Source organism: Tatumella sp. JGM118, assembly GCF_018257515.1.
Classification (GTDB): domain Bacteria; phylum Pseudomonadota; class Gammaproteobacteria; order Enterobacterales; family Enterobacteriaceae; genus Tatumella; species Tatumella terrea.
In genome coordinates this window covers 86,066-98,882 of record NZ_JAERJR010000012.1, presented here as the reverse complement: position 1 = coordinate 98,882, position 12,817 = coordinate 86,066, and the positions used below count along the sequence as shown (strand labels likewise).

At 52.5% G+C, this 12,817-nt stretch carries 12 protein-coding genes and 1 tRNA gene; 8 read left to right on the top strand and 5 right to left on the bottom strand.

All coding sequences use genetic code 11. The annotated features are described in order from the left end of the window. The first annotated feature begins 797 nt into the window (after positions 1-797). Together argR and argS are read left to right on the top strand one after the other, a co-directional pair. Entirely contained in the window at positions 798-1,268 is a 471-nt protein-coding gene (argR, locus tag JK223_RS12050; protein ID WP_212714427.1) for a transcriptional regulator ArgR, read from the top strand. A 77-nt stretch (positions 1,269-1,345) separates the two neighbouring features. Next, positions 1,346-3,094: an arginine--tRNA ligase gene (gene argS, locus JK223_RS12045; RefSeq protein ID WP_212714422.1), complete on the top strand. Its 1,749-nt coding sequence runs from the start codon at positions 1,346-1,348 to the stop codon at positions 3,092-3,094. A 93-nt stretch (positions 3,095-3,187) separates the two neighbouring features. Here the strand turns inward: argS and JK223_RS12040 are convergent. Then, positions 3,188-3,264, bottom strand: a tRNA-Met gene (locus JK223_RS12040). A gap of 199 nt (positions 3,265-3,463) precedes the next feature. Between JK223_RS12040 and mltA the strand changes: the two genes are divergently transcribed. Both mltA and tcdA read left to right on the top strand, forming a co-directional pair. Next, on the top strand, positions 3,464-4,564 hold the full coding sequence (gene mltA / locus JK223_RS12035; protein ID WP_212714421.1) for a murein transglycosylase A: 1,101 nt from the start codon (positions 3,464-3,466) through the stop codon (positions 4,562-4,564). A 77-nt stretch (positions 4,565-4,641) separates the two neighbouring features. Then, positions 4,642-5,457, top strand: a complete 816-nt coding sequence (gene tcdA, locus JK223_RS12030; protein ID WP_212714420.1) for a tRNA cyclic N6-threonylcarbamoyladenosine(37) synthase TcdA — start codon at positions 4,642-4,644, stop codon at positions 5,455-5,457. Positions 5,458-5,468: 11 nt separating this feature from the next. Here the strand turns inward: tcdA and csdE are convergent, their stop codons facing one another. Beyond that, positions 5,469-5,909: a cysteine desulfurase sulfur acceptor subunit CsdE gene (csdE, locus tag JK223_RS12025; RefSeq protein ID WP_212714419.1), complete on the bottom strand. Its 441-nt coding sequence runs from the start codon at positions 5,907-5,909 to the stop codon at positions 5,469-5,471. 4 nt (positions 5,910-5,913) lie between these two features. Next, positions 5,914-7,116 (bottom strand): cysteine desulfurase CsdA, encoded by a 1,203-nt coding sequence (gene csdA, locus JK223_RS12020; RefSeq protein WP_212714418.1) that lies wholly within the window; start codon positions 7,114-7,116, stop codon positions 5,914-5,916. Positions 7,117-7,323: 207 nt separating this feature from the next. Between csdA and JK223_RS12015 the strand changes: the two genes are divergently transcribed. The 4 genes from JK223_RS12015 to rlmM all read left to right on the top strand — a co-directional run bounded on the left by JK223_RS12015 (position 7,324) and on the right by rlmM (position 10,576). Continuing rightward, on the top strand, positions 7,324-7,551 hold the full coding sequence (locus tag JK223_RS12015; protein ID WP_212714417.1) for a YgdI/YgdR family lipoprotein: 228 nt from the start codon (positions 7,324-7,326) through the stop codon (positions 7,549-7,551). 577 nt (positions 7,552-8,128) lie between these two features. Next, positions 8,129-9,043, top strand: a complete 915-nt coding sequence (locus JK223_RS12010; RefSeq protein WP_212714416.1) for a transcriptional regulator GcvA — start codon at positions 8,129-8,131, stop codon at positions 9,041-9,043. 41 nt (positions 9,044-9,084) lie between these two features. Then, positions 9,085-9,480 (top strand): DUF423 domain-containing protein, encoded by a 396-nt coding sequence (locus tag JK223_RS12005; protein WP_212714415.1) that lies wholly within the window; start codon positions 9,085-9,087, stop codon positions 9,478-9,480. After that, positions 9,473-10,576 (top strand): 23S rRNA (cytidine(2498)-2'-O)-methyltransferase RlmM, encoded by a 1,104-nt coding sequence (gene rlmM, locus JK223_RS12000; RefSeq protein WP_212714414.1) that lies wholly within the window; start codon positions 9,473-9,475, stop codon positions 10,574-10,576. The genes JK223_RS12005 and rlmM overlap by 8 nt, the downstream gene beginning before the upstream one ends. A gap of 6 nt (positions 10,577-10,582) precedes the next feature. Here rlmM and xni read toward each other — a convergent pair whose 3' ends face one another. Next, positions 10,583-11,350, bottom strand: a complete 768-nt coding sequence (xni, locus tag JK223_RS11995) for a flap endonuclease Xni (RefSeq protein ID WP_212714413.1) — start codon at positions 11,348-11,350, stop codon at positions 10,583-10,585. A gap of 84 nt (positions 11,351-11,434) precedes the next feature. Beyond that, the gene (ppnN, locus tag JK223_RS11990) at positions 11,435-12,799 is read right to left on the bottom strand and encodes a nucleotide 5'-monophosphate nucleosidase PpnN (RefSeq protein WP_212714412.1); all 1,365 of its coding nucleotides are present in this window, start codon (positions 12,797-12,799) and stop codon (positions 11,435-11,437) included. Between the last annotated feature and the right edge of the window lie 18 nt (positions 12,800-12,817).

The following is a 12,817-nucleotide window of genomic DNA, read 5'->3' as shown; positions in this document are numbered from 1 at the left end:
CTTGCTGACTTGCTGACTTGCTGACTTGCTGACTTGCTGACTTCCTGACTTCCTGACTTCCTGACTTCCTGACTTCCTGACTTCCTGACTACTGACTACTGACTCCTGACTAGTGACTCCTGTCTCCTGGCTCCTGGCTCCTGGCTCCTGGCTTCTGGCTCCTGGCTCCTGGCTTCTGGCTTCTGGCTCCTGACTTTATTGCACTGTCACGCGACAGGGGAGTTATGCGATGATTTTATCCTGCGGGAGATCTGTCTTTTACTTCCCTACTCACTTAAGTGTCCGTTGTCTGGTTGTTCTGCCGGGTATTCATGGCGTCAGTGACACAGGCTAACCTGTTCACCGGCATCATGACTCTGCCGGTGACGGTCCTGACCACGGGGTAAAGAATAACGTATGTTTTGCCGGAGACGCTGATCCCGGGGGATTCAGTAAATCAGGGGCTGAGATCCTTGTTCGTCCTTTCGGCCAGCGCTGAGATTTTCTGTGGGTCGGCCGGTGGCCGCAGAAGTTGTGGTCTTCGGAATTCAGAACACTGAATATTAATTGACTATTTACCTTAATATTAATAACGCAGGATGATTAGCGACTATCAGGAATGAAATATCAGCGAAAAAAGCCTTTATGACCTCTTATCTGTTCGTTTTTTATTATGGAATAAAAGGCATGATTAAGGTCAATAAATAATTATTTTGTGAATATATGCCGGGATAAATTTATTCGGAAATGGTATTTCTGTAACGACTATAAATATACGTCTTGTATTTTATACGCACCGGGAAAAACTCATGACTGATATGATTAAGAAGATTAAACATTTGGATCTCGATAAAGTCTTTCAGCAATTATTAAGAGAAGAACGTTTTGGCTCTCAGGCTGAGTTTGTTGACTATCTAACCCGCAACGGGTTCAGGCATATCAATCAGTCTAAAGTCTCTCGCATGCTGACCAGTTATGGCGCGGTACGCACCCGCAATGCCAAAATGGAAATGGTCTATTGTCTGCCGGCGGAACGGGGAGTGCCGACGGCGAAAACCACCCTGAAAAGTTCAGTACTGAGTATTGAAACCAATGACTGGATGGTGGTTACCCACACGGTTCCCGGTGCGGCTCCCTTAATTGCCCGCCTGCTCGATTCCTGCGGAAAATCAGAGGGAATATTAGGCACTGTAGCGGGTGATGATACGATTTTTATCGTTCCGGTCATGGGGGTTAATTCTCATCAGCTTCAACAGTCGGTCATAAGTATCCTTCATTCTGATGGTTAATCAATGAATAAATAAAAGGAGGCTTTATTCCGTGGAGAATAAAGGTTGTTAATGATCTCACGGGTTAAAGAAAAATTATGGATATAAAAAAACTACTGGCTCAGCAGGTTCAGGAAGCGTTAACGGATATTCAACTCATTACGGATAAACCTGTTACGGTTCGACCTGCCGTCCGTCCTGAATTTGGCGATTACCAGGTCGACAGTATGATGGCTCTCGGAAAACTCTGCGGTGAAAATCCGCTGGTGCTGGCGGCACGGGTCGCCGATGCTCTGATGAAAAATAGCCACTCCAGGACGATGCTTGCCCGTGCAGAAGCGGTTGCGCCAGGCTTTATTAATCTGTTTCTGCGTGATGAATGGATTATTGATCTTACCGGACAGGCCGCGAACGATGAAAGGCTGGGGGTAGCCCGTCAGAACGCGCAGCATATTGTGGTCGATTATTCCTCGCCGAATGTGGCAAAAGAGATGCACGTCGGTCATCTGCGTTCAACAATTATTGGTGATGCCAGTGTGCGGACCCTGGAGTTTCTGGGGCACCGGGTGACACGGGTTAACCATATCGGTGACTGGGGGACACAGTTTGGTATGCTGATAGCCTGCCTGGAAATCGCAGAAAATCAGGGGGACATCTCTCTCTCTGATCTTGAAGGTTTTTATCGCGCGGCTAAAAAACGTTATGACGACGATCCCGGGTTTGCCCGGAAGGCTCGTGCTTATGTGGTTAAGCTGCAGCAGGGGGATGCCTGGTGCCGTGAAATGTGGCGTAAGCTGGTAGATATTTCGATGACCCAAAACCAGCAAAACTACGACCGGCTCGGCGTGTCACTCAGCAAAGACGATATCCGGGGGGAAAGTTTTTATAATGAGATGCTGCCGGAAATCGTCGACGATCTTCTGGCGCGGGGGATTGCCACGATGGACGGTGAAACAGCGATCGTTTATCTGGATAACTACCGCAATAAGCAGGGGGATCCGATGGGGGTGATCGTCCGTAAACAGGATGGCGGATATCTTTATACCACCACGGATATTGCCTGTGCGAAGTATCGCTATCAGCAGCTGCACGCAGATCGTATTCTTTATTATATTGATGCGCGCCAGCATCAGCACCTGATGATGGCCTGGGAGATTGTCCGCCGTGCCGGGTATGTCCCTGAGCAGGTCACTCTGGAACATCATAAATTCGGTATGATGCTGGATAAAACCGGCAAACCGTTTAAGACCAGGGAAGGGGGCACGATCAGGCTGGCAGAACTGCTGGAAGAAGCCGTCACCAGGGCACATAAGCTGGTCAGTGAAAAGTCTCCGCAGCTTGCTGCCGGTGAACTGGAGACGCTGGCGGAAATGATAGGTATCGGCGCCGTAAAATATGCCGATTTATCCAAAAACCGCACCACCGATTATGTGTTTGACTGGGATACGATGCTCAGCTTTGAAGGAAACACGGCCCCTTATATTCAGTATGCCTGTGCCCGTATTACCTCACTGCTGCGTAAAGCGGCGGCAACTGAGGGGCCGTTGCCAGAGACCTTCAGCGGAACACTCAGTTTTTCCACAGAGACTGAGCGGGCACTGGCCGTAAAATTACTGCAATTCGAAGAAACCTTGCTGGCCGTCGCAAAAGAGGGGATGCCGAATATTATGTGTCATTACCTGTTTGAACTGGCCTCGATGTTCTCAGGGTTCTATGCCTCGTCACCGGTACTGACACATCAGGAGCGATCCCGGCGTCAGAGCCGTCTGGCCCTTTGTGCTCTGACAGGAAAGGTCTTATCAACAGGGCTGGAGACGCTGGGGATCCGCGTACCGGAAAGAATGTAAGGCGGCAGGAATACGACAGCCGGGGCCGGGGAAGTCGCTGAATTCAGCGCAAAAAAAAACTTATCAAAATTAATTTGATAAGTTTTCTTCGGTTGGTTGCGGGGGCCGGATTTGAACCGACGACCTTCGGGTTATGAGCCCGACGAGCTACCAGGCTGCTCCACCCCGCGTCCGTGGATGCGCACTATACTCCCCATAGCCTTCGATGCAACCCATTTATGATAAAAAACGTAAAAAAAACCGTCATCTGCTGAATTTTACGGCAGTTTTCTTTTTTTATGTAAATCCCCGATGCTGATTCTGCGGAAGATTTAATTATCACCCGGCCTCTGCTATCTTCGCTTCAGATAATTCAGCGAAGGCAGCGTAATGAAAGGAAAATGGGCAAAGCTTGCACTGACCGGGGCATTTCTGGCGTTACTGGCCGGATGTTCTTCCCGACCTACCGATCGCGGTCAGCAATATAAAGACGGAAAACTGGAACAACCCTTTGCATTGGTTAACCAGCCGAATGCCAAAGGCAGTCCGGTAAACGCACGTGACTTTGCCGAACAGGTCCGGCAGATCCAGGGGGCCTCCGGCGCACTCTTCAGTCGTAACAGCAGTACCTATAACTCTATAGAAAGCTGGCTGGTCGCCGGGGGCAATACCCGCGACTTGCGTCAGTTTGGTCTCGATGCCTGGCAAATGGAGGGGACCGATGATTATGGTAACGTTCAGTTTACCGGCTACTATACCCCGGTGATCCAGGCCCGCTATACCCGCCAGGGAGAGTTTCAGTATCCTATCTATCGTATGCCGCCGCGCCGTCGCGGTTATAAATTGCCGAGCCGTGCCGAAATCTACAACGGTGCACTGAATTCCCGGTATGTGATTGCCTGGAGTAATTCATTAATCGATAACTTTATGATGGATGTTCAGGGCAGCGGTTATGTGGACTACGGCGATGGTCGTCCGCTGACCTTCTTTGGCTACGGTGGCAAGAACGGCTGGGCGTATCACAGCATCGGTAAAGAGCTTATCGATCGCGGGGAAGTCAAGCGGGAAGACATGTCAATGCAGGCCATCCGCGAGTGGGCTCAGAACCACTCTTATGCCGATGTCCGTGCTTTGCTGGAAACGAATCCTTCCTTTGTCTTCTTCCGTCCGGAGTCCTACACCCCGGTGCGGGGAGCCAGTGCGGTACCGCTGGTGGCTAAAGCCTCCGTTGCTGCCGACCGTTCGCTGATCCCGCCCGGCACCGTATTGCTGGCCGAAGTGCCGCAACTGAATGAAAAAGGCAAATTTAACGGCACTTACCAGATGCGGCTGATGGTCGCTCTGGATGTCGGCGGGGCGATTAAAGGCCAGCATTTCGATATTTATCAGGGAATTGGCCCTGAAGCGGCTCATCTGGCCGGTTTTTATAATCACTACGGACGCGTCTGGGTGTTAAAATCTGCGCCGGGAACGGGATTACTGACCCGTTGAGCGTCCGGCGAAAGGGGGGCAAACCCTGCCACTCTTCCGCCGGCGGTAATAAAGAATAATGTAAAGAAAGAGGATCTATGCCGGAAGTGACTGATACCTGGCGCCAGCGTTTTGGCGGGACAGGCCGTTTATATGGTCAGCAGGCTTTGCACTGGTTTGCAGATGCGCGCTTTTGTGTAGTGGGCATCGGCGGCGTTGGCTCCTGGGCCGCAGAAGCACTGGCCAGAACCGGCATCGGGCATATCACGTTAATTGATATGGATGATGTCTGCATCACCAATACTAACCGGCAGATCCATGCGCTTCGCGGAAACGTAGGGCAGGCGAAAACCGAAGTGATGGCTGAACGCCTGCGGCAGATTAACCCGGAATGTGAGGTGGTCTGTATTGATGATTTCGTCACGCCGGAGAATGTGGCTGCTCTGCTGGATCACCGGTTCGATTACGTGATTGATGCCATCGACAGTGTCAGACCGAAAGCAGCCTTGCTGGCTTATTGCCGCCGTCACAAGATCCCGTTGATCACCACCGGCGGGGCGGGCGGGCAAATCGATCCGACACAGATTGCGGTGACGGATCTGGCGAAAACGATACAGGATCCACTGGCGGCAAAACTGCGTGAACGATTGAAATCCGATTTCGCGATCGTTAAAAACAGTAAAGGCAAACTGGGCATCGACTGCGTCTTCTCCACCGAAGCGCTGGTCTATCCGCAACCGGACGGCACGGTCTGTGCTTCGCGCAGTACGGCTGAAGGCCCGAAACGCATGGATTGTGCCGCAGGATTCGGGGCGGCAACGATGGTGACGGCCAGTTTTGGATTTATCGCCGTATCTCATGCGCTGAAAAAGTTTATCGCCAGGAAAGTACGTCAGGCGGCCGACGCCACCTGAGGCTCTGCGGTTCAGGCGCTGCGGGCAATACGCTGAATGGCTGCAGCCAGTGCTTCCAGACCACTGCTGCGGCTGGCACTGAGTTGCTCTTTTAACCCCAGTAGTTCAAAAATGGCCAGCGGATCGAATTCTTCTAATTCGCTGGCTGTCTTACCTTCACAGACCGTCAGCATCACAGCCAGCAGTCCTTTCACGATGCGTCCCTCACTGTCACCATAAAAATGGAAACTGCCATCGTCCAGACGCTGGCTTCCCAGCCAGACACGGTTTTCGCATCCGTTGATTTCATTCTCCGGGGTTTTCAGTGCCTCCGGCAGCGGCGGTAATTTCCGGCTTAGCAGGATTAACTGGCGATAACGTTCCTCCCAGTGGCGGAACTGGCCGAACTGCTCCGTTAAGCCGGTCGCGGTGATGTCGTGACCAAACGGATGGGGGGCGATTAAAGACGTCATAACATTACTCACTTAACAGATCATGGGCCATCCGGACTGCCCGGACAAAAGCGTCAACATCCTGTCGATTATTATAAGGGGCAAATGATGCGCGCAGACAGCCCTGAATAGCCAGCGCTTTCATCAGCGGCTGGGCACAATGTTGTCCTGCACGTATCGCTATTTTTTGTTCAGCCAGCAGGGTCACCATATCGGACGGGTGGATACCGTCGAAACTGAAGGCTAACAGCGGCGCATTATGCTGCCGGAAACTGCGAAAACCGGGTAACTGTGCCAGTTGCTGTTCTGCGTCAGTGGCCAGCGCTTCGCTCCACCGGGCCGCGGCGCGGTGATCGACGGTGGATAAAAAGTCCAGAGTCGCGCCAAAGGCACAAACGCCGGCAATATTCGGGGTACCGGCCTCCAGACCGTGGGGCGGCGCCATTGCCGTGAACCCGTCGAAACTGACCTGATCGACCATTTTCCCCCCGCCGATCCACGGTTTCATTTCAGCCAGACATTCGGCACTGGCATAGAGTACCCCGACACCGGTCGGGCCGTAGAGTTTATGGCCGGAAAAGGCATAAAAGTCAGCCTTAAGGGCGGTGACATCGGCAGGCTGATGAACGATCCCCTGGGCACCGTCGACCAGTACTTTCACTCCGGCGGCATGCGCCGTGGCAATAATTTCGGACAATACCGGTAACGCCCCGGTGACGTTCGACATCTGAGTGACCGCCAGCAGGCGGGTTTTTCCGCTTAGCAGTGACGGCAGCAGGTCATTGCGTGGCAGTCCTTCCGCGGTCACCGGCCATTTCACCACACGGGCCCCTTTTTCTGCTGCAATCATCAGCCAGGGGATCAGGTTCGCGTGATGCTCCATCTCGCAAACCAGGATTTCGTCACCGGCCTGCAACTGAGGTGACAGCCAGCTATGCGCGACCAGATTGATGGATTCGGTGGTCCCCCGGGTCCAGACTATTTGTGCTGCGCTCTGCGCATTGAGCAATTCCGCGACCTGCTGGCGGGTATGTTCATAGGCGGCTGTCAGTTTTCGCGCCTGCGAGTGCTGGCTGCGGTGCACCGTTCCCGCGGCGCGATAACATTCTGAGCTGGCATCAATCATCACCTGAGGCTTCAGGGCGGTGGCAGCACTGTCCAGATAAATATTATCCTCAGTGAGCGCAGGAAACTGCCGGCGGAAAGCGACGGCATCAAAACCATTCATAGCGTACTCTTACAGGTAAATTTAAGATAAGACTGAAAAAACAGCCTCTGCTGGCAAAGTGACAAAATTGTCATATGCTTTATTAGCAGGCTGTAAGCATATTTATAGCTTAATGTTAGTTATCCGTGGTTACGGACAAAAACATGGACTGCATAAAGGCAGAATCGCTGACAGTTTAAGGTATTCTTATCTGTAAGGAGATAATAAATGAAAAAGCAACTCGCAGCAGTATTCGCAGTATCCGCGCTCGTCTTCACCCTGGCTGGTTGTTCGTCTAATTATGTCATGCATACCAATGATGGCCGTACCATCGTAGCACAAGGTAAGCCTGGCGTTGATGATGACACCGGTATGATCGTCTATAAAGACAGCAGTGGTATCAAGCAGCAGATCAACCGTTCTGACGTCAAAGAAATGACTCAGCTCGGTCAGTAAGCCTATCGTATTGATTGCAGTCGCCGGTGGCGGCTGCTTTATCTCTTCCTTCGTTTTTCCCGCCGTTTTTTGCAGATTATCTCTTCGTGTCGCCCGGCCAGTTTTTTACTGAAATGATTAATTATGTCGTTCCTCTGTCAGGTTTATGCATAATCTGAATCTATGCAAATATCTGCGCAAACGTTTCGCTTTTCGCATAAGGTGAGTTATTGCGGCTTGCGGGGTTTTGAAGGGGGGATAAGGCATCATCGCCGGAACTGAATATAAAAGACAAAAAAAAACACCGCATTAAGCGGTGCTGTAAAAATATAAACTATGGACAGACAGGGTATATCACAGGAAATAAATCAGGTCTGAAAAACAGACCAAATGCAAACACAACATCACCACCTAAAGCCAAAAGGCCCTGATATGACTGGTTCAGGAAACTTTTCGTTCCGGCTCAGGAAGTGCGTGAACTATAGGTATTTGCTGGAGGTTCCTCAAGGGACAATTTATAATGCTTCGGATAAAAAAAACTAATGTCTGAGTGCATTCCGGCTCCTGCATCCCATTGGCCCTGAATCTGAATATTGTTATGTCAAAACGACTGCCACCTCTCAATGCTCTCAAAGTCTTCGATGCTGCTGCGCGGCACCTGAGTTTTACCCGTGCGGCCGAAGAGCTGTTTGTTACCCAGGCCGCCGTCAGCCACCAGATTAAATCTCTGGAAGACTTTCTCGGTCTGAAACTGTTCCGTCGCCGTAACCGATCTCTGTTACTGACCGAAGAAGGCCAAAGCTATTCGCTGGATATTAAAGAGATATTTGCCGCACTGAACGATGCCACCCGTAAACTGCAGGCCCGAAGTGCGAAAGGTGCGCTGACGGTCAGTCTGTTACCCAGTTTTGCGATCCAGTGGCTGGTTCCCCGGTTGTCCAGTTTTAACCAGGACTGTCCGGGCATCGATGTCCGTATCCAGGCCGTCGACCGTGAAGAGGATAAACTGTCTGATGATGTGGACGTGGCTATCTTCTATGGCCGGGGGAACTGGCCGGGACTGCGGGTGGAAAAACTGTATGCGGAGTACTTACTGCCCGTTTGTTCTCCGGCCTTACTGACCGGTGAGTTTTCGCTGAAGAGTCCGGCAGACCTGGCCCATTTCACCTTGTTGCATGACGCATCGCGCCGCGACTGGCAGAGCTATACCCGGCAACTGGGGCTGAACCATGTCAATGTTCAGCAGGGGCCCATTTTCAGCCATACCGCGATGGTGTTACAGGCCGCTATTCACGGGCAGGGGATTGCACTGGCGAATAATGTTATGGTGCAGAGCGAGCTGGAAAGTGGTCGCCTGGTATGCCCGTTTAATGATGTTTTAGCCAGTCAGAACGCTTTTTATCTGGTTTGTCATGACAGCCAGGCAGATCTGGGTAAAATAGCGGCTTTCCGGCAGTGGATCCTGGCGCGTGCCGCCAGTGAACAGGAAAAGTTTCGTTTTCGCTATGATTAGCAAAACAGGACACAGCCAACGGGCTCGATGAGGAACAGGACATGTCCAGCCGCACGATGTTTATTTTTGCCGCCATCAGTGGTTTTTTACTGGTGGCTTTCGGCGCTTTCGGCGCCCATGTATTAAGTAAAACGCTGGGCAGTAATGAGATGGCGTGGATCCATACCGGTCTTGAATATCAGGCGTATCATACGCTGGCGATCCTCGGTCTGGCATCTGCAATGCTGCGCAGGGCGAATATCTGGTTTTACTGGAGTGCCGCACTCCTTGCATTGGGCACAGTGTTATTCAGTGGCAGTCTCTACTGCCTGGCACTGTCCCATCTGATGTTTTTAGTTTTTGTGACGCCGGTCGGAGGCCTTTGCTTCCTGGCCGGATGGTTATTGATGTTGATTGGCGCTCTGCGTCTGAAACGAAAGGCAGGCAGCCATGAATAAAGTTTTACTCTATTGTCGTTCCGGGTTTGAAAAAGAATGTGCGGCAGAAATCACTGCCCGTGCCACGGCACTGGAAGTGTTTGGTTTTGCGCGGGTGAAAGATCATTCCGGCTACGTGATTTTCGAATGCTACCAGTATGAAGATGCTGACAAACTGATCCGTCAGATCCCGTTTGCGTCCCTGATCTTTGCCCGGCAGATGATTGTGGTCGGTGAATTATTACGGGATTTACCGCCGGACGATCGTATCACGCCGGTGTGTGGCATGCTGACCGGTGCCGTGGAGAAGGGCGGTGAGCTGCGCGTTGAAGTACCGGATACCAACGAAGCCAAAGAACTGCTTAAATTCTGCCGTAAGTTTACGGTGCCGCTACGGGCTGCATTACGTCAGAACGGCATTCTGCTGAATTATGAATCGGCGAAGCGTCCGGTCGTGCATGTCTTCTTCATTGCCTCCGGGACCTGTTATGTCGGTTACTCTTATCCGGAAAACAACTCTCCGTTGTTTATGGGGATCCCGCGGCTGAAGTTCCCGTCCGATGCCCCGAGCCGTTCCACCTTAAAACTGGAAGAAGCTTTCCATATTTTTGTGCCGGCAGATGAGTGGGATGAGCGGCTGGGCAGCGGAATGTATGCGGTGGATCTGGGAGCCTGCCCGGGCGGCTGGACTTACCAGTTGGTGCAACGCAGCATGATGGTATATGCGGTCGATAACGGACCGATGGCCCCTTCACTGATGGACACCGGGCAGGTGATCCATTGTCGCGAAGATGGTTTTAAATTCCGCCCGCCAAAAACGAATGTGACCTGGCTGGTCTGTGATATGGTCGAAAAACCGGTCAGGGTCGCGGCTCTGATGACCGAATGGCTGATCAATGGCTGGTGCCGGGAAGCGATTTTTAACCTGAAACTGCCGATGAAAAAGCGTTATGAAGAGGTCACTCAGAACCTGCAAATGATCGCCGAATCTCTGCAGGCCGGCGGGATCAATGCACAGATCCGGGCGCGTCATCTCTATCATGATCGCGAAGAGATCACCGTCCACGTGCGTCGTATCTGGGGTGCCACACCCGGCCGTCGTGACGAACGCGAGTAAAGGTTGTCAGTGACCTGAGGCAGGCAGATAACGCAGGCTCTTCAGGTTTCCCTGTAACTCCAGATCGGTTGCCAGTCGGGCAACCTGTCTGGAGATCAGCGCGATTTCCTGCGACCCCTGCAATTTCTTACGCCACTTTTCTTCCACCTGATCCAGTTGCTCAAAAAGCCTCTCCAGATTACCAAACCGGTGGATAAGTTCTGCCGCACTCTTTGGTCCTATCCCCGCCACTCCCGGAATTTTACTGCCGGCGATACCGCAAAGCCCCCAGTAATCCGGCAGTTGTTCGGGTGACACGCCGTATTGCTGGCGGATAAAGGGGACATCCAGCCAGCGTTTCTGAAAGTAGTCACGTAAGCGAATGTCGGGGGCCAGCAACTGGCAGTAACCTTTGTCGGTCGACACAATGGTGGTCTGCTGGCCGGCCTGCGCCATCTTGCAGGCCAGGGTGGCGGCCAGGTCATCGGCCTCATCGTCTGTGGCATGCCAGCAGCGAATACCGCAGTCAGCAAACACCTGATGCAGGGCGGGCATCAGCAGACGTAACTCTTCCGGCATCTCCGTGCGGCCGGCTTTATAATCGCTCAGTATCCGGTGTCGCCAGCCTTCACGCTGATGAGGATTATCGAACACACCGACCACATGGGTTGGCTGACTGTGTTGCAGTAGCTGGCGCAGGGCGGCACGGGTGCCGGTAAGACACTGACTGCCCTGAACCGCATGGATTCGGCGAATAAGGTTCAGTGCATCGATGATCAGTAAATGAAAAGTCATAAGGGCCGGAGAATATCAACGCGGAACACAGCGTAAAGTAAAAACAGAAGCTGCTTACCGGCGGGTGGCCGGTAAGCAGAGAGATTATCTGATGATTTCGTAGCAAGGGACATACGCACTGCCCGGCAGTTTCATCCGGTGCTGCGCGATGAAGCCCTGCAACATTTCATCCATGCGGTGCATGATATCGGCATCGCCGTGAATTTTAAACGGTCCGTGGGCTCGTATTTCGCGGATGCCGATCTCTTTCACATTTCCTGCCACGATCCCCGAGAACATCCGGCGCAAATCTGCGGCCAGTTTATCTTTCGGCTGATCCTGGTTGAGGTTAAGGGCGGACATATTGGCATGGGTCGGCTGGAACGGCAGTTGCAGTTCCGGTTCGATGCGCAGTGACCAGTTAAAACTGTAGGCATCGCCGGTCTGACGGCGATACTCCTTCACGGCCGGCATGGCCTGTTTCATGGCTTTTGCGACCGCCGGGGCATCATCGATGATAATCCGGTAATGGCGGGTGGCCGCCTCACCCAGCGTATTGACGATAAAATCATCCAGCACACGGAAATAGTCTGCACTCTCTTTCGGCCCGGTGAGGATCAGCGGCAGCACCTGCTGGTGGTTGTGCGGATGCATCATAATACCCAGCAGATAGAGCAACTCTTCGGCCGTCCCGACGCCGCCCGGGAAGATAATAATGCCGTGTGCGATGCGTACGAAGGCCTCCAGACGTTTTTCGATATCCGGCATGATAATCAGCTCATTCACCAGCGGGTTCGGTGGCTCAGCCGCAATGATGGAAGGTTCGGTCAGACCGATAAAACGTCCTTCATGGTAACGCTGCTGTGCATGGCCGACGGCTGCACCTTTCATCGGCGCTTCCATCACCCCCGGGCCACAGCCGGTGCAGATATTCAGTTCACGCAGACCTAATTGCGTGCCGACATCCCGGCAATACTGATATTCCACCGGGTTCACTGAATGTCCCCCCCAGCAGACCACGGTATTCGGTAACTCCCCCACATGCAGAGCACGGGCATTACGCAAAATAGAAAACACCATATTGGTGATGTAGGCCGAATCTTTCGGGTTCGGTTCGCGAAAACGCGCCGAATGGTTCAGCTGACCGGTCACAAACAGGATATCCCGTAGTACGGCGAATAAGTTTGCCTGCAGCGAACGGATAATCTGACCATCGACAAAGGCATTTTCCGGCGGGTTAATCAGCTCCAGTTTTACGCCGCGTTCGCGACGCAATACATTGATATCAAAATCGGTAAAGCGCGATAGCAGTTGCTGACTGTTATCTGTCTGGCTGCCGGAATTAAGCACCGCCAGCGAGCAGTTGCGGAATAACTGATACAGGTCACTGCTGGCGGTTCTTTTCAGCATATCTACTTCCAGTTGTGAAAGCAGATCCATCGCCCCAAGGGGGCTGATATGTGTAATCAAGAGAACTCCTTACTCCCC